At 77.3% G+C, this 16,001-nt stretch carries 18 protein-coding genes; 8 read left to right on the forward strand and 10 right to left on the reverse strand.

The features are described from left to right. Positions 1 to 79 precede the first annotated feature (79 nt). Positions 80 to 1,048, forward strand: coding sequence for an APC family permease (locus DNK53_RS01745; RefSeq protein WP_239456316.1), 969 nt, complete (start codon positions 80 to 82; stop codon positions 1,046 to 1,048). On the opposite strand, the gene DNK53_RS01750 is transcribed toward DNK53_RS01745, so the two are convergent. From DNK53_RS01750 to ssd, 9 genes are all read right to left on the reverse strand, one after another. Next, positions 954 to 1,409 (reverse strand): Rv3654c family TadE-like protein, encoded by a 456-nt coding sequence (locus DNK53_RS01750; protein ID WP_110180582.1) that lies wholly within the window; start codon positions 1,407 to 1,409, stop codon positions 954 to 956. The genes DNK53_RS01745 and DNK53_RS01750 overlap by 95 nt on opposite strands. After that, positions 1,406 to 1,738 carry a TadE family type IV pilus minor pilin gene (locus DNK53_RS01755; RefSeq protein WP_162599709.1) on the reverse strand — a complete coding sequence of 111 codons (333 nt, stop codon included), beginning with the start codon at positions 1,736 to 1,738 and terminating at the stop codon, positions 1,406 to 1,408. Before DNK53_RS01755 ends, DNK53_RS01750 begins: the two co-directional genes overlap by 4 nt. A gap of 44 nt (positions 1,739 to 1,782) precedes the next feature. Then, positions 1,783 to 2,010, reverse strand: a complete 228-nt coding sequence (locus DNK53_RS01760) for a DUF4244 domain-containing protein (protein WP_110180584.1) — start codon at positions 2,008 to 2,010, stop codon at positions 1,783 to 1,785. A 141-nt stretch (positions 2,011 to 2,151) separates the two neighbouring features. Further along, entirely contained in the window at positions 2,152 to 2,529 is a 378-nt protein-coding gene (locus tag DNK53_RS01765; protein WP_204163703.1) for a DUF1330 domain-containing protein, read from the reverse strand. A 5-nt stretch (positions 2,530 to 2,534) separates the two neighbouring features. Next, on the reverse strand, positions 2,535 to 3,917 hold the full coding sequence (locus tag DNK53_RS01770) for a condensation domain-containing protein (protein ID WP_162599710.1): 1,383 nt from the start codon (positions 3,915 to 3,917) through the stop codon (positions 2,535 to 2,537). 146 nt (positions 3,918 to 4,063) lie between these two features. After that, positions 4,064 to 4,855: a type II secretion system F family protein gene (locus DNK53_RS01775; protein WP_110180587.1), complete on the reverse strand. Its 792-nt coding sequence runs from the start codon at positions 4,853 to 4,855 to the stop codon at positions 4,064 to 4,066. Next, positions 4,852 to 5,652: a type II secretion system F family protein gene (locus DNK53_RS01780; RefSeq protein WP_110180588.1), complete on the reverse strand. Its 801-nt coding sequence runs from the start codon at positions 5,650 to 5,652 to the stop codon at positions 4,852 to 4,854. Before DNK53_RS01780 ends, DNK53_RS01775 begins: the two co-directional genes overlap by 4 nt. After that, positions 5,649 to 6,803, reverse strand: coding sequence for a TadA family conjugal transfer-associated ATPase (locus DNK53_RS01785; RefSeq protein ID WP_204163704.1), 1,155 nt, complete (start codon positions 6,801 to 6,803; stop codon positions 5,649 to 5,651). The genes DNK53_RS01780 and DNK53_RS01785 overlap by 4 nt, the downstream gene beginning before the upstream one ends. Then, positions 6,791 to 7,855, reverse strand: coding sequence for a septum site-determining protein Ssd (gene ssd, locus DNK53_RS17670; RefSeq protein ID WP_204163705.1), 1,065 nt, complete (start codon positions 7,853 to 7,855; stop codon positions 6,791 to 6,793). Before ssd ends, DNK53_RS01785 begins: the two co-directional genes overlap by 13 nt. A 154-nt stretch (positions 7,856 to 8,009) precedes the next feature. Here ssd and DNK53_RS01790 point away from each other — a divergent pair, with 154 nt between their 5' ends. Then, positions 8,010 to 8,801: an HAD family hydrolase gene (locus tag DNK53_RS01790; protein ID WP_239456317.1), complete on the forward strand. Its 792-nt coding sequence runs from the start codon at positions 8,010 to 8,012 to the stop codon at positions 8,799 to 8,801. A gap of 272 nt (positions 8,802 to 9,073) precedes the next feature. Here DNK53_RS01790 and DNK53_RS01795 read toward each other — a convergent pair whose 3' ends face one another. Beyond that, positions 9,074 to 9,802 carry an oxidoreductase gene (locus DNK53_RS01795; RefSeq protein ID WP_110181348.1) on the reverse strand — a complete coding sequence of 243 codons (729 nt, stop codon included), beginning with the start codon at positions 9,800 to 9,802 and terminating at the stop codon, positions 9,074 to 9,076. A 27-nt stretch (positions 9,803 to 9,829) separates the two neighbouring features. On the opposite strand from DNK53_RS01795, the gene DNK53_RS01800 reads away from it, so the two are divergent. From DNK53_RS01800 to DNK53_RS01825, 6 genes are all read left to right on the forward strand, one after another. After that, positions 9,830 to 10,762, forward strand: coding sequence for a class I SAM-dependent methyltransferase (locus tag DNK53_RS01800; protein WP_110180591.1), 933 nt, complete (start codon positions 9,830 to 9,832; stop codon positions 10,760 to 10,762). A 93-nt stretch (positions 10,763 to 10,855) separates the two neighbouring features. Continuing rightward, on the forward strand, positions 10,856 to 12,184 hold the full coding sequence (locus tag DNK53_RS18280) for a hypothetical protein (protein WP_204163706.1): 1,329 nt from the start codon (positions 10,856 to 10,858) through the stop codon (positions 12,182 to 12,184). 10 nt (positions 12,185 to 12,194) lie between these two features. Next, positions 12,195 to 13,319 (forward strand): histidine kinase, encoded by a 1,125-nt coding sequence (locus DNK53_RS01810; RefSeq protein WP_110180593.1) that lies wholly within the window; start codon positions 12,195 to 12,197, stop codon positions 13,317 to 13,319. Beyond that, on the forward strand, positions 13,316 to 14,068 hold the full coding sequence (locus DNK53_RS01815; protein ID WP_110180594.1) for a LytR/AlgR family response regulator transcription factor: 753 nt from the start codon (positions 13,316 to 13,318) through the stop codon (positions 14,066 to 14,068). Before DNK53_RS01810 ends, DNK53_RS01815 begins: the two co-directional genes overlap by 4 nt. Positions 14,069 to 14,091: 23 nt before the next feature. After that, entirely contained in the window at positions 14,092 to 14,460 is a 369-nt protein-coding gene (locus DNK53_RS01820; protein WP_239456318.1) for a hypothetical protein, read from the forward strand. Further along, positions 14,457 to 15,983 (forward strand): sodium/solute symporter, encoded by a 1,527-nt coding sequence (locus tag DNK53_RS01825; protein WP_239456319.1) that lies wholly within the window; start codon positions 14,457 to 14,459, stop codon positions 15,981 to 15,983. Before DNK53_RS01820 ends, DNK53_RS01825 begins: the two co-directional genes overlap by 4 nt. Positions 15,984 to 16,001: the final 18 nt, after the last annotated feature.

The raw sequence follows: 16,001 nt of genomic DNA on the forward strand, positions 1-16,001 counted from the left end.
CCACCTCCGGCGGCACCTACGTCTACGGCCGGGAGCGGCTGGGGAGTGGTGGGGCTTCCTGGCCGGTTGGGGCTTCGTGGTGGGCAAGACCGCCAGCTGCGCCGCGATGGCCCTCACCTTCGCCGCGTACGCCGCCCCCGCGGGCTGGGAGCGACCGGTCGCCGTCGTCGCCGTGGTGGCCCTGGCGACCGTCAACTACCGCGGCGTCACCCGGACCGCCCGGCTCACCCGCGTCCTGCTCGCCGTGGCGCTCGCCTCCCTCGCCGTCGCGGTGACGGCCAGCCTGCTCGCCGACGGGGCCGACCCCGGACGCGCCGCCGTCCCGCTCGAGGCCGACCTCGGCTGGTACGGCGTGCTGCAGTCGGCCGGTCTCCTCTTCTTCGCCTTCGCGGGCTACGCGCGGATCGCCACCCTCGGCGAGGAGGTCCGCGACCCGGCCCGGACCATCCCGCGGGCGGTCCAGCTCGCCCTGACCGCCGCCGTCGCCGTCTACGCGCTGGTGGCCGTCGCCCTGCTGTCCGCACTCGGGGCGGACGGGGTGGCCGCGACGCCTTCCCCCCTCGCGGCCGCCGTCGCCACCGGCCCGTGGCCCTGGGCAGGCCCGGCCGTGCGGGTCGGGGCCGCCGCGGCCGCCCTGGGCGCGCTGCTCGCCCTCGTCGCGGGGATCGGGCGCACCACCCTCGCCATGGCCCGCGAGCAGGACCTGCCGGGCTGGCTGGCGGCCGTCCACCCGCGCTTCCACGTGCCGCGCCGGGCCGAGGTCGCGCTCGCCGCGGTGGTCTGCGCGCTCGCGCTCTCCGTCGACCTGCGCGGGGCGATCGGCTTCTCCTCCTTCGGGGTCCTCCTCTACTACCTCGTGGCCAACCTCTCCGCGCTCACCCAGGACGCCACCCACCGGCGCTTCCCGCGCCTCCTCCAGGTCGTCGGCGCCGCCGGCTGCGTCGTGCTCGTCGTCACGCTGCCCGCGGCCTCGGTGGCGACGGGTCTCGTCGTCCTGGCCCTCGGGGTCGGCTGGCGGGCCGCGCGGAGGGGACGCGTGCGGGGCTGACGGTGCCCCCGAGGTCCGGGCCCGCCCGGGCGACCGCCCGCAGGGTGCCGATGGTGCCCAGCACGGCGGGCGGTGCCACCTCGACCTCCACCTCGAGCCACGCGGCGGTGGCGCGGCAGCGGACCAGCGCGGCCCCGTTGGCCTCGGCCAGCACCCCCGCCCGACCGCACCCGTCACCGCCGGCCAGCTGCTCCGTCGCTCCCGCCAGGGCCGCCAGGTCGGCGGCGGCCTGCGCCGTGCGGTGGGCGTGCACCAGCCCGACGACGCCCGCGACCGCACCGGCGACGAGGAGCAGCACCCCGGCCCCCGCGACCACCAGGACGGTCGCCGCTCCCCGCTCCGACCGGGCCCGCCGCGTCACGGCGGCACCTCCAGGGCCGCCACGGCCTCGGCCTGCACCGTGGGGGTCCGCAAGTCGCCCAGCCGACCCGGGGCACGGAGGGTCGTGGCCCTGACCCGGACCACGACCACCCCCTCGCCGACCTCCACCTCGATGCCGGAGCCGGGCCCCGCGACCCGTCGCCCCAGGGCGAGCGCGTCCGCCCGGGAGTCGCCCCGCGCCAGCGCACGCGCGGTCTCCCGGGCGGCGTCGACGACCCGCACCTGGGCGATCCCGAGGGAGACCATCCACGCCAGCACCAGGACCAGCGCCACGAGCACCGGGATGCCGAGCGCGAGCTCGGCGGTCACCGCCCCGCCCTGGTCGCGGCGCCGCCCGGGACGACGGGTCCGGGTCACCCGATGCCCAGCAGCTCGAGCACGTGGTCGAAGAGCGTCTTGAGCAGGTTGTCGCCGAAGCCGCCCGTCAGCAGCTTGAAGAGCAGGCCGGCCAGGCCGGCCCCGGCGGCGGTGCCGACCGCGTACTCCGCCGTCGTGATGCCCCGCTCGTCGCGGCCGCCCTCCGGCGCACCCGCGTCCTGCACCTGCTCGTGCTGCTGCTCCGTCTCCCGGTCGATCTCCATCGGCACTCCTCCCTCGCTGCGACCGCCCGCTGCGGTCGTCCGGGGACGAGCCTGTCCGGGAACGGAGACGGACGGCGGCGGGCGGCGGCTCTCCTGTGGGGAACCCCGGAGGCCGCGGGCCCTGTGCACCGCCAGCGGCCGCTACGCGGGTCGGGAGGGCCCGGTGGGGCGCGTGGGCTCGAGCACCGCCGCCGCCAGGGCGGCACTCCTCAGCTCGGCGACCTCGGCGTAGCCGGGCGCCTCGAGCATGCGGCGGAAGGCCCCCGGCGAGGGGTACCAGACCAGCATCACGCTGTCCCACGGCTCGTCGCCGACCAGGGTCGGCCCGCCCTGGCCGAGGTAGAGCACACGCGCCCCGACCTGCTCGACGTACGGCGCGGCCCGGCGCAGGTACTCGGCGTACCGCTCCCGCCCGCCGTCGGCGGCGTAGCGCAGCAGGTTGAGCATGACGAAGGGCTCGTCGGGCGCGGACGCCCAGAACTCGGCGAGGTCCTCGGCGGAGGGGTCGACGTGGGGCACCCGCGTCATCCTGCCGGGGCGACGGCCGGCGCGCGCGCCGGGGCCGGGCGGGGGTCGAGCTCGGCCAGCACGGCCCGGCGGATCGTGACCGACAGCGTCGCCACCCAGGCCCCGCACTCCGGCGTCGCGGGGTGCCGTGCCTCGAGGAAGGTGCGCTCCGGCAGGCAGCTGATCCACAGGTGGAGCTGGTCCCCCGCCGGCACGTGCCCGAGGTAGGCCTGGGCCCGGTGCGTGCGCCAGGCCTCCACCCCCGGACCCGTCCGGTGGTCGACCACCGCGAGGACAAAGCTGGGGCGCACCGGCACGCCGAGGAGCCGGCTGACCACGGGCGCCGGCAGCGGTTCGACGCCCGACCGGTCGCAGGTCTCGCGGACCTCGCGCGCGAGCGCGACCAGCGGGGCCGCGGGGTCCACCACGAGCGGGAGCGGGACGATCCCCGTGAACCAGCCGATCGAGCCGGCCTGCTCCTCGCTGCGCCCCGGGACCGCGAGCAGCGCCGGGACCGCCACGGGTGCCACGCCCTCCAGCGCCGCGACCGCGCGCAGCGCCAACGCCAGCAGGGCGTCCTCCAGGCGGGTCTCCCGCTCGGCCAGCAGCTCGGCCAGCTCGCCGGTCTCGCCAGCCGTCGCCAGGGGCATGGAGACCAGCTCGTGGGCCAGCCGGTCGGTGCGCCGCACGCCCGAGGCCGGCGGCAGCCCCGGCACCCCGCCGCCAGCGAGGAGCGCGCGCCAGGGCTCGAGCCGCGGGTCGTCGGGGCCCACGCCCGCGAGTCGCTCCCGCTCGGCGACCGCGTGGTCGAGGTGGCTGGCTGGCAGGGCCAGGAGGGGGTCGGGCCCGTCGCCCCGCGCGTAGGCCCGGTGCAGCAACGGGATCTCGTCGACGGCGGCGTGCAGCGACCCGAGGTCGAAGGCGACGTGGTCGAAGGCGGCGTACAGCGTGACGTGGACGCCGTCGTCGACTGTGAGGAACCCGGCCCGCGGCCAGACGTGCGGTTGGGCGGTGGCGGAGAGGTGCTCGGTCACGCAGGCGTGGGCCGCCCGGGCGTCGTCCAGCACCCCGAAGGCCAGCGGCTCGAACTCGGTCGCGCCGGGCGGCAGCACCACGCGGGTGAACCCGTCGCCCGCGCGCCGGTAGTCGCAGCGCAGGCCCTCGTGCCGGTCGAAGAAGCTCGCCAGCGCCGCCGCCACGGACGACGGCTCGGCGCTCTCGAGGCGGCAGGAGAAGCCGATCCACGGCGCCTCCGCGGGGTCCTCCCCCGCGTGGCCGAGCGAGGCCACCAGGTGGTGGTGCTGGTCCACGGTGAGCGGGCGCGGGTCGGGTGGCGCGTCCCGCCACGCGGCCTCGCACCGGCGCGACGGCACCCACGCCGTCACCCTCCCGGGGCGCACGTGTGCAGCCCCCACGTTGGTCGTACGCACAACCCGGCCCTCCCTGCTGGGTCCTCGCCACCCCCGCGCGCCCGGACGCGCCGGCGAGGGACCACACGCTGGCGGCACTCGCCGGACCCTGTCAAGGGTCGTCCCGCCGGCCCGGCTCAGCGGACGCCGAGCTGGGCGGCCAGCCCGGCGACCACGGGCACGACGCCCAGGAGCAGGAACGCCGGCAGCAGGCAGAGCCCCAGCGGCAGCGCCGCGCGCACCCCGACCGCCCTCGCGCGGTCCTCGGCACCCGCCCGCTCCCGCTCCGCCAGCTGGTCGGCCAGGGCCTCGACGGTCTCCCGCACCGAGGCGCCCGTCTGGTGGGAGCGCGCCAGGGTCCGGCCCAGCACCGCCACCCCCGGTTCCGTCGTCGGGGCGTCGCCGGCCCCGGACCCGGCCAGGTCCGACCAGACGGTGACGGGGTCGACCCCGAGGGCGAGACGGGCCGTGGTCGGCGCCAGCGCGTCGGCCGCCTCACCCGGCAGGGCGGCGCAGGCGGCCGCCAGCGCGTGGCCGGGCGGGGCGCCCGCCCGCAGCCCGGCCGCCATCAGCCCGACCAGGTGCGGGAGGTCGCGGGCCGCCCTCGCCCGGGCCCGACGCACGACCGCCGGCTCCGCGCTGCCCAGCACCCGCCAACACCCCAGCGCCGCCACCGCACCGGCCACCGCGCCGGGCGTCCCGCCCAGGAAGAGCTGCACCCCCACCCCCGCCAGCACGGAGACCCCCGCCTGCCGGGTCCGCGCGCCCGGTCCCGACGTGGCCAACCCCGCCGTGCCCAGCCCCGCCGTGCCCGACCCGTCCCCGGGCGGCGCGGGGCCGCGGGGCGCGACCCGCCACGGCGGGCCGAGGAGCGCGGCGACCGCGACCAGCACCCCGGCGAGCAGGGCCTGGGACGCCGCCCCGCTCACGGCCCACGCTCCACGTCGCCGGCGATCGCCTCGATCCACCACAGCCCACCGAGGGCGAGTGCGAGGCCGCCGACGAGGCAGGCCACCCCGACCGTCGTGGTGAGGAGGAACTCCCAAGGGCGTCCGCCTGCGCCGCCACCGGCGAGCAGGGCGAGCCCGGGCAGCGCCACCAGCAGCCGTGCGGTCGAGCGGGCCGAGGCCAGCTCGGAGGCGACGACCTGCCGGGTCGCCCGCGCCCGCACCAGACCGTCCGCCACCCGGCCCAGCGCCGTCGCCAGCCCCTCGCCGCTGCGGTGGGAGACCTGCCAGGCCGCCGCGAGGAGGCGCAGGTCCCGGTGACGACCCCGGCGCAGCGCCGCCGGCACGTCGGCCCCCAGCCGAGCGGCTCGGAGCGCGGGCTCCAGCTCCCGGCAGTCGCGGGCGGCGAGCTCGAGCGCCCGTTCCGGGCTCCGTCCGGCCCGGAGCTCGTCTGCGAGGGCGGAGCACGCCTCCAGCACCTCGTCGGCCAGCGCCGCCTCGGCCCGGCGCCGTCGTCCGCGGGCGGCGAGGCCGAGCACCCCGGCCACGACCGCCGCCCCCGTCCCGGCCAGCGCCACGTCGCGGGCGCCCAGCCACCCCGTTCCAGCGGCGAGCGCCAGCAGCCCCACCCCGACGACGGGCAGCCCTGCGGCGTCCCGCCCGTCGGCCCGCCCGGCCCGCCGGGGTGGCGCGGGGCTCGCGGGGCGCGGGCGGGACAGCAGCGTCGCGGCCACGACGGCGGCCACCGCCAGCCACTCGGGGCCCTCCCACGGGCTCACAGCCGGGCCGCCAGGGCGTCGGCCGCCGGGCCCTCCCGCAGGCCGCCGTCGGCGTCGAAGGTGAGGGCCGGCACCACCACGACCTGGTCGCCGACCCGGGTGGGCACCGCCACCTCCGCCAGCCGGCGCACGCCGTCGGGCCCGCGCACCACGTGCAGCACCAGGTCGACCGCCGCCCCCAGCTGGCTCGCCGCGGCCTGCCGCCCCAGCCCGGCGGTCGCGGCGAGGGCCTCGACCCTGGCGACGACCTGGGTGGCCGCGTTGGCGTGGAGGGTGCCGGCCCCGCCCTCGTGGCCGGTGTTCATCGCGGCCAGCAGGTCGACGACCTCGGCGCCGCGCACCTCGCCGACGACCAGCCGGTCGGGGCGCATCCGGAGCGCCTGCCGGACCAGCAGGCGCAGGTCGAGCGCACCCTCGCCCTCGACGTTGGCGGGCCGCGCCTCCAGCGCCACGACGTGGGGATGGTCGGGCCGCAGCTCGGAGGAGTCCTCCACCAGCACGATCCGCTCGTGGTCGGGGACCAGCCCCAGCACGGTGGAGAGCAGCGTCGTCTTCCCCGACCCGGTGCCGCCGCTGACGAGGAAGGCGAGCCGTCTGGCCACCACGTCGCGCAGCAGCCGGGCACCCGGGGCGGTGAGCGTGCCCGCGGCGACCAGCTCGTCCAGCCCGAAGGCCCGCTGGCGGGGCACCCGCAGGGAGATCAGCGTCCCGGGCCGGGCGACCGGGGCCAGCACGGCGTGGAAGCGGGTCCCGTCGGGGAGCCGCACGTCGCAGCACGGGGTCGCGTCGTCGAGCCGACGACCCCCGAGGCTCGCGAGCCGCTGCGCGAGGCGTCGCACCTCGGCCTCGTCGGCGAGCTCGACGGCCGTCTGCTCCAGGCCCCGGCCACGGTCCACCCACACGGGGCCCGGGCCGTTGACCAGCACGTCGGTGACGCTCTCGTCGCGGACCAGCGGCTCGAGCACGCCGACGCCGTAGGCTGTGCGCCGGAGCAGCTCGTGGATGGCCCGCACGGCCTCGTCGCCGACCGGCCGACCCTGGCGGCGCAGCACCTCGGCCACCCGGTGGGGCGTGACCTCCCCGGCCTCCCGCGCGAGCTCCTCGCGGACCGCCTCGACGGTGGCCGGGGCCGGACCGCTCAGGCGGCCCACGGCTCTCCCAGCCCGACCAGCAGCTCCGTCGCCGCCCGCGCCAGCGGGCCCCGCCGGGCCCGCGCCGGCCCCAGGCCCAGCTCGACCGACTCCTCCAGGCCGCGCTGCTCGGCCATGGCGACCAGCACGGGGGCGCCCACCGTCCGCTCCACGGCCGCCGGCGCCAGGCCGCGTCCCCGGAGCACCAGGCCCGCCCGCCCGGGACCGCCCTCGAGCACCCGCGCGGTGGCCGCGACGCTGGTCAGGGTCGGCCTCAGCACCACGAGGAGGCGGTCGCTGCGCGCCAGCACCTCCTCGGCCGCCGCCCCCGGCAGGCGGGGCAGGTCGACGACGACCAGGTCGTGCACCCGGCGCGCGGCCTCCAGGGCCTCGCGGAGCACCTCGGCCGGTGGCGGCTCGGCCCCTCCGCCCCACGTCAGCACCCCCAGCCCGCCGCGGCGGGGCACGGCGTCGCGCAGCGAGACCCCGGAGAGCCGGCCGCTGGTGCCGGCGAGCCCCTCCCACCCCAGGCCGGGCTCCCCGTCGAGCCCCAGCACCCGGCCGGCCCCCGGCCCGCCCGGGTCCGCGTCGACCACCAGGACCGGTCCGCTGCGCGCGGCGACCTGGCCCAGCGCGCACGCCAGGGTGGTCGCACCGGCCCCGCCCGAGCCGGCCCGGACGGCGACGACGTGACCGCGCCGCCGCTGGGTGACCAGGTCGGCCATCAGCCCCGCCACCCACCCGGCCGCCCGCTCGAGGTGGAGCACCGCCTCGGCGCCGAGCTCGACCGCCCGGCGGAACTCGGCCTCCTCCGGCTCCTGCCGGGCGACGAGGTGGACGCCCGGACGGCGCGGCGGGCGCAGGAGGGCCAGGCGGCCCGCCAGGTCGGCCCCGACGAGCACCGCCCCCGCTCCCGACCAGGCAGCCAACGCCTCCGCGGCGCCGCCCGCGACGTGGGGCATCACCCCCGCCCCCGCCGCCAGGCGGTGTACCTCCTCGACCAGGGCCGGGTCCGCGCTGACCAGCAGCAGCGGCGCCGTCCCGAACCCCTGAGCGTCCCTCGACTCGTGCATGCGGGGAACCCTGCCGACCCTCTCGCCCCGCCGACGGCCGCGCCCGCCGCGCCTGTGGAGAAGCGCCCGGGACACACGGCCTGTGGAGGCCGAGCGGCGCGCGGACGGCGCCGTTCGCCCGCCTCGGCGGGGCCGGCGACCTAGCATGGAGGGCATGCCTGGCGCGGCTGCGGCCTTCTTCGACCTCGACAAGACGATCATCGCCAAGTCGAGCACGCTCGCGTTCAGCCGCCCCTTCCAGGCCGGCGGCCTGATCACCCGCCGCGCGATGCTGCGCTCCGCCTACGCCCAGTTCGTCTACCTGGTCGGCGGCGCCGACCACGACCAGATGGAGCGGCTGCGCCGGTTCATGTCCCAGCTGGTCGCAGGGTGGGACGTCGCGACCGTCCGCGAGATCGTGGCCGACACCCTGCACAACGTCGTCGAGCCGATCGTCTACGACGAGGCGGTCGACCTCATCGAGGAGCACCGGCTCGCCGGCCACGACGTGGTCGTCGTCTCCGCGAGCGGCGCCGAGGTGGTGGGGCCGATCGCCGAGATGCTCGGCGCCGACCGGGTCGTCGCAACCAGGCTCGAGATCGTCGACGGTCGCTACTCCGGGGAGATCGAGTACTACGCCTACGCCGAGGAGAAGGCCCGCGCCGTCGAGGCGCTGGCTGCCGAGTGCGGCTACGACCTCGACGCCTCCTACGCCTACAGCGACTCGGTCACCGACGTGCCGATGCTCGAGGCGGTCGGGCAGCCCTTCGCGGTCAACCCCGACCGGGAGCTGCGCCGGGTCGCGACCGAGCGCGGGTGGCCGATCCTGACCTTCACCCGGCCGGTGGCCCTGCGCTCCCGCGTGCTCCCCGCCAGGCAGACCCTGGCCGCCCTCGCGGTGGGCGGCGCGGTCGCCGTCGGCAGCCTGGTCTGGGCCAGTTCACGCCGCCGCACGGGCCAGGCCTGAGCCCTCCGTCGGCGTCCGACGGGGCCGTCGCCGACCCAGACGCACGTCACAAAGTCAAGGCCTTGAACCCCCACCGGGAGAGGCGTACAAAGGAGTCAGAACTCCACAGAGCAGCACGTGAACCCGGTACCCACGCGGCGATCATCCCTTCGAAAGGGCGCTGGTCAGGGCGGCAGGTCCGCGGACCACTACTTTGATGCACGCCTGGTAGCCGGGTCCCACGTGTCAGCGGCGGCACCCGATCCCACGCGGCACGGGTGCCGCTCGCATGCTCAGGCCGGGCCCCGTCGCAGCGGGCTCGCCTCGGCGCCGGCGGCGAACGCCTCGGCGGCGTACAGCGCCCACGCGTGGGCCCCGCGCTCGCCACCGTCCCGGTAGCCGCGGAGGTTCGACTCGTACTGCGGGCGCAGCGCCAGGTGGCCGGCCTCCGGCACGACGAGCGACTTGGAGTCGACGCCCCGGGCCACGAGGACCAGCCGCTCGACCGCCCGGGCGACCATCCCGTTGTGGGAGCCGAACGGCTCCCCGGTCGCGATCTCGGCGTGCGCGACGGCGGCGACCAGCAGCGCGGGCGCCTCGGTGGGGGCCAGCAGCAGGTCGGCGACCCGGCGCAGCAGCGCGGCGGAGGCGGCGTCCCGGGGCCGTCCGAGCTGTTCCTCGGGGAGGCTGGTGGCGGCAGCGACGGCGTGCAGCCGGGCCAGGGCCTGGAGCGGGGCGCTGCCCAGCAGCGGCGCGTTGCCCAGCAGCACCGCCGAGAGCCGGAGCGCGTCCTGGGCGACCGCGTCGCCGCGTCCCTCGGAAAGGTCGGCCAGCCCGGAGGTCGACCCCTCCAGCACCGCGGAGGCGTGGGCGCCGCGGGCCAGCGACTCGGCCGTCGTCTCGGGCGAGGTGCGGCGCAGCCCGCGGTCGCGCAGCATGACGTCGATGCCGTCGCGGGTCGCCGCCAGCGCCGAGGAGACGCCCTCGAGCTCCGCCAACCACGCCAAGGGGTCCCTGCTCACCCGGGTCACGCTAGTAGCCTCGGACCAATGACCAGCGAGCAACCCCCGAGCGAGGTGACCCGCGCCCGCACCGCACGGGAGGCGGCGCGGCTCTACGACCGCGGCCGCCCCGGCTACCCGCAGGAGTCCTCCGACTGGCTGGTGGGCGGTCAGGCCCGGACCGTCCTGGAGCTGGGCGCCGGCACCGGACAGCTGACCCGGCACCTGGTCGCGGCGGGCCACGACGTGCTGGCGACCGACGCGGAGCCGGCCATGCTGGAGGTGCTGTCGGAGCGGGTGCCCGGGGTCCGCACCCTCGTCGCCCGCGCCGAGGAGCCCTGCGTGCCCGACCGGTCGGTCGACGTGGTCGTCGTCGCCGCGGCCTTCCACCGCTTCGACCCCGAGGAGGCGCTGCCCACCATCGCGCGGGCCCTGCGCCCGGGCGGCCACCTCGCGCTGGTCTGGAACGAGCGGGACACCCGGATCCCCTGGGTACGGCGCCTCGGCCGGCTGCTGGACGGCCCGCCCGAGGAGCGGGAGCCGCTGCGCGACGTGCTCGTGCGCAGCCCGCTCTTCAGCTTCGTGGAGGAGAAGACCTTCAAGGCGTGGCAGGACGTCAACGCCGAGACCGTCCGCCACCTCGTGCTCTCCCACTCCCACGTCGCGGGGCTGCCGCCCGAGGAGCAGGAGGACGTCGTCGCCGACGTCCGTGACCTGTACGCCGAGTACGGCCGCGGCATGGACGGCATGCAGCTGCCGCACCTCGTCCGCTGCCTGCGCACCCAGGTGGTCCATCAGCCCGGCCTCTTCGGCGAGGGGGCGGAGCCGACCCCCGAGCCCCCGGCGACGGGGGCGGCCGGGGAGCCCGACTCGGGGGACGACGCGGGGGACGACGCGGAGGCGGCCCGGCGCGCCCGCAGCCGGGAGCGGTTCCTCTCAGACGGCACCGACACCGACATGCTGCTCATCGACTTCCGCTGAGGTCGGCGCGGTCGGTCCCGTCCGGGAGGTTTGGCTGTCGGCGGATCGCGGCAGGATGACGCGCACGTGCTCGGGTCACCAGGGAGAGAAGCCATGCGCCACCACCAGTCCGCTAGCAGGTCCGCTAGCAGGTCCGCTCGCAGGATCGCCGCCGTCCTGACCGCCGGGAGCCTCGGGGCGACCACCCTCGCGGTGCTCGCCCTCGCGGGGCCCGCCCAGGCCGCCGCCACCTGCCGGGGCGCCACCACCACGATCCTCGGCACGCCGGGGGTCCCCCTGACCGGCACGCCCGGCAACGACGTCGTGGTCACCAACGGCGCGACCGTGGTGAGCACGCTCGGCGGCGACGACGTGGTCTGCGTGACCGGCGGGACGGCGTACGTCGACACCGCGACCGGCGCCGACGTCGTCGACTCCGTGAGCGCGGGCGGGGCGCCCGTGAGCGCCTGGCTCGGCCCGGGCGCCGACCAGTTCCACGGCGGCGACGGGGCCGACACCGTCGGCACCCACGCCGAGGAGCTGGTCCCCGACACCGACGCCGACACGATCCTCACCGGGGGCGGCGACGACACCGTCCGCTCCGGCACGGCCGGGGAGGACAACGACGACGTGGTCGACCTGGGCGACGGCAACGACCGGCTGGTGCTGCGCGGCGTCAGCGCGGGGAAGGCCACCGCGGTCTCGGGCGGACGCAACAGCGACGTCCTCGACCTCGACCTCTCCGGCAGCGCACCGTGGTGGCTCGACAACACCAAGGGGCTGCTCAACCGCGCGAAGAAGCGGCAGCACGACTTCACCGCCTTCGAGCGGTTCGAGGTGCTGCCCACCACCGGCCGCTTCACCTTCCTCGGCAGCCCCAGCAACGAGCGGCTCGTCTACGTCCACCCCGCCGGCGGGCCGGTGGGCGAGGTGGTCGTGGCGATGGGGCCGGGCAACGACGAGGTGGTCGCCCCGCCCCAGGCCCCCGCGACGAGCCGGTACGACGCGGGCGACGGCCGCGACGAGCTCAGCCTGCTCTCCCCCGGCGACCGGCTCACCGTCGACCTCAGCCTCGGTCGCGTCTTCCGCGGCGGCCGGCAGCGCGGCGGCCAGACCGCGTCGCTGGCCGGCTTCGACGACGTGACGCTGGTGGCCCGCAACGCCACCGCCAAGGGCGACGACAGCGCCAACCGCCTCGTGGTCGGCGGCTGCACCGTGCGGGCCTACGGCCTCGGGGGCCGCGACCTGCTGCGCCGGCTCGACGACGAGACCCTCGACTGCCGCAAGCGGGCCAAGCTGCTCGGCGGGGCGGGGCCCGACCGGCTGGTGGGCGGGGTCGGGCGCGACAAGCTTTTCGGCGGGCCCGGGCGGGACCGCGGCGACGGCGGCGCGGGGCGGGACGTCTGCCGCACCGAGAAGCGGAAGGCGTGCGAACGCCGGTAACCTGCGTCACATGAGCGCCTGGCCGGGGTTCCTGCGACGCACGCCGCTGGGCACCGAGGCCGACCGCGCCACCTTCCACACGCTGCACACCGCGTCGCTGGCCTCGCCCGCGCTGCGGCAGGGGCTGACCGGGGCGAGCGCGGCCCAGGCGGTGCCCCACCTGCGGGCGCTCCTGGGCTCCCCCGCGGTCGCCCTCACCGACACGGCGGGGCTGCTGGCCTGGGACGGCGACGGGAGCCACCACGCCGGCCACGTCCCGGCCCTCATCGGCCCCGCCGTCGAGCACGGCAGCACCCGGACCGCCGACGCCTCCGACCTCCCCTGCGAGGACCCGACCTGTCCGGTGCGGCACGCCATCGCGACCCCGCTCGTGGTGGAGGACCGGATCGTGGGGGTGCTGATGGCGTTCGCACCCCAGCCGTCGGCCGGCCTGGTGCTGGCCACGCACGAGGTCGCCCAGTGGGTCAGCGGGCAGCTGGAGCTCGCCGAGCTGGACGCGCAGCGGACCCGGGCGATGGAGGCGGAGGTGCGCGCCCTGCGGGCCCAGATCAGCCCGCACTTCATCTACAACTCGCTCGGCGCGATCGCCAGCTTCGTCCGCACCGACCCCGACCGGGCGCGCGAGCTGCTGCTGGAGTTCGCCGACTTCACCCGCTACTCCTTCCGCTCCCACGGCGAGTTCACGACGCTCGCCGAGGAGCTGCGCTCGATCGAGCGCTACCTGATCCTGGAGCAGGCGCGGTTCGGCGACCGGCTCCGGGTCACGCTGCAGGTGGCGCCCGAGGTGCTCCCCGTGACCGTGCCGTTCCTGTGCATCCAGCCGCTGGCCGAGAACGCCGTCCGGCACGGGCTGGGCGCCCTCGACGGCGTCGGGCGGCTGAGCATCGTCGCCCGCGACCTCGACCACGAGTGCCTCATCGAGGTCGAGGACAACGGCGTCGGCGAGGACCCCGAGCGGGTGCGCCGCGCGCTGGCCGGCGACGGCAGCCTCGACTCGGTGGGCCTGGGCAACGTCGACGCCCGGCTGCGCAACGCCTTCGGGGACGACTACGGCCTGGTGGTGGAGACCGCGCCCGGGGCCGGCACCAAGGTGATCGTCCGGGTCCCCAAGTTCGCCCCCGGGGTGCACGCGTGAGCGCCGTGCCGGACGAGGCGCTGGCCGTGCTGGTCGTCGACGACGAGCGCCCCGCCCTCGACGAGCTCGCCTGGCTGCTGGCCCGCGACCCCCGGGTGGGCGAGATCCGCACCTGCGACTCCGCGACCGAGGCGCTGCGGGTGCTGCGGGAGTGGGACGCCGACGTGGTGCTGCTCGACATCTCGATGCCGGGGCTCAGCGGGCTCGAGGTGGCCCAGGTGCTCGCCCGGTTCAAGGTGCCGCCCCCGATCGTCTTCGTCACCGCCCACGAGCAGCACGCCGTGGACGCCTTCGAGCTCCGGGCGGTGGACTACGTGCTCAAGCCGGTCCGCGAGGAGCGGCTGGCCGAGGCCCTGCGCCGGGTGCAGGAGCGTCGGGCGGCCGCGTCGGGTGCCGCCGCCCCCGCGGCCGGCGGCGACGAGCAGATCCCGGTCGAGCGCGGCGGGGTCACCCGCTTCGTGGCCCGCAGCACGGTCACCCACGTGGAGGCCCAGGGCGACTACGCGCGCCTGCACACCGCGGCCGGCTCCCACCTGGTCCGCACCCCCCTCTCCACCCTGGAGGCCGACTGGGCCGAGGCTGGCTTCGTGCGGGTGCACCGCTCGCTGCTGGTCTCCCTGGCCCACGTCGACGAGGTCCGGATGGACGCCGGCCGCTGCACGGTGGTGGTGGGCGGCCAGGAGCTGGCGGTCAGCCGCCGGCACACCCGTCAGCTGCGCGACCTCCTGGTCCGGCGGGCCGGCTCGTGAACCACCCGCCCGAGCGGGTCCGGGTGACCGGCCCCCCGCGCCACCACGGCACCGCCCGGCGACCGGGCACGGGCGACATCGACGCCGGCACGCGGATCGGGGCGATCCTCATGGGCAGCCTCGTCGGGGAGCAGCGGCGCCTGGCGCTGGCGACCCTGTCGCTGCTCGCGGTCAGCGTGGGCTCCCTCCCCCTGGTCTTCCACCTCTTCCCCCACCTCGCCGAGGTGCGGCTGCTCGGGGTGCCGGTGCCGTGGCTGCTGCTGGGGGTGCTGGTCTACCCCTGGCTGCTGGGGCTGGGCTGGTGGCACGTGCGCCGGGCCGAGGAGAACGAGCGCGCCTTCGCCGAGCTGGTGGCCGAGGCGATGCCCGACGAGGAGGTCGACGGGACGTGATCGACTCCTGGGCCGCCCTGGTCGGCGTGGTGCTGGTGGCGGTGACCACGCTGGCGATCGGCACCTGGGGGCTGCGCTTCTCCCGGACCACCAGCGACTTCATGGTCGCCTCCCGGACCGTGCGGCCGGGGCTCAACGCGTCGGCCATCGGCGGGGAGTACCTCTCCGCCGCGTCGTTCCTCGGGGTGGCGGCGCTCGTCCTCACCTTCGGCGCCGACATGCTCTGGTACCCCGTCGGCTGGACCGCCGGCTACCTCGTGCTGCTGGTCCTCGTCGCCGCCCCGCTGCGCCGCTCGGGGGCCTACACGCTGCCCGACTTCGCCGAGGCGAGGCTGCAGTCGCGGGGCGCCCGCGCCGTCTGCTCGGTGCTCGTGGTCGCCATCGGCTGGCTCTACCTGCTGCCCCAGTTCCAGGGCGCCGGCCTGGTGCTGCGCCAGGCGGTGGGGGCCCCGCCCTGGGTCGGCACCCTGGTCGTGAGCCTCGTCGTGCTGGCCAACGTCACCTCGGGCGGGATGCGCTCGATCACCTTCGTCCAGGCCTTCCAGTACTGGTTCAAGCTGACCGCCCTGCTGGTGCCGGCCGCCGTCCTGGTCGCGGTCTGGGTGGGCGACGGGGCCGTCAATCCGGCCGACGCCGACGGCCCGGGCAGCGCAGGGATCTGGTCGATCCCGCTCGGCGAGGGCGGGGCGCAGGGCCTCTACGTCACCTACTCGCTGATCGTGGCGACGTTCCTCGGCACCATGGGACTGCCGCACGTGGTGGTCCGCTTCTACACCAACCCCGACGGGCGCGCGGCCCGGCGCACGACGCTGGCCGTGCTCGGCCTGCTCGGCCTCTTCTACCTGCTGCCCCCCGTCTACGGGGCGCTCGGTCGGGTGTACGCCGCCGACCTCGCGGACGGCGGCGCGACCGACACGCTCGTGCTCGAGCTGCCCCGGCTGATGCTGCCGGGGGTCGGCGGCGACGTGCTGACGGGCCTGCTGACGGCGGGGGCGTTCGCCGCCTTCCTCTCCACCGCGTCGGGTCTGACCATCGCGGTCGCCGGTGTGCTGGGGCAGGACGTGACCGGGCGCCGGTACGGCGACCGCCGGCTGTCGGGCGTCACCGCCTTCCGGGTCGGCGCCGTGCTGGCCGTGGTCGTGCCGGGCGTGCTGGCGCTCGCGTCCATGGACGTGGGGGTGGCCCGGGTGGTGGGGCTGGCCTTCGCGGTGGCCGCCTCCACCTTCTGCCCGCTGCTGGTCCTGGGCATCTGGTGGCGCGACCTGACCGCCGCCGGGGCCGTCGCCGGCCTGCTGGTCGGCGGCCTGGGCTCCGGCTTCGCCGTGGCCTGGACCCTGCTCACGACGGCGACCGAGGGGTGGGCGCCGGTCCTGCTCGGCCAGCCGGCCGCCTGGAGCGTGCCGGCGGCCTTCGCCACGATGGTCGTCGTCAGCCTCGCCACCCGGGGACGCTCCCGGGTGGACGCGCGGCGCTTCATGGTCCGCCTGCACACCCCCGAGAGCCTTCCGCTGGACCGGGGCTGACCGACGTCCGTCCCCGGG

The sequence above is a fragment of the Nocardioides solisilvae genome (assembly GCF_003194625.1).
In the GTDB taxonomy this organism is placed as follows: Bacteria; Actinomycetota; Actinomycetes; order Propionibacteriales; family Nocardioidaceae; genus Nocardioides; species Nocardioides solisilvae.

Bases quoted from the DNA above. Each gene is read 5' to 3' on its own strand.
- DNK53_RS01760 (WP_110180584.1), bottom strand. From the start codon at position 2,010: ATGGAGATCGACCGGGAGACGGAGCAGCAGCACGAGCAGGTGCAGGAC.
- ssd (WP_204163705.1), bottom strand. From the start codon at position 7,855: ATGCACGAGTCGAGGGACGCTCAGGGGTTCGGGACGGCGCCGCTGCTG.
- DNK53_RS01790 (WP_239456317.1), top strand. From the start codon at position 8,010: ATGCCTGGCGCGGCTGCGGCCTTCTTCGACCTCGACAAGACGATCATC.
- DNK53_RS01800 (WP_110180591.1), top strand. From the start codon at position 9,830: ATGACCAGCGAGCAACCCCCGAGCGAGGTGACCCGCGCCCGCACCGCA.
- DNK53_RS18280 (WP_204163706.1), top strand. From the start codon at position 10,856: ATGCGCCACCACCAGTCCGCTAGCAGGTCCGCTAGCAGGTCCGCTCGC.
- DNK53_RS01810 (WP_110180593.1), top strand. From the start codon at position 12,195: ATGAGCGCCTGGCCGGGGTTCCTGCGACGCACGCCGCTGGGCACCGAG.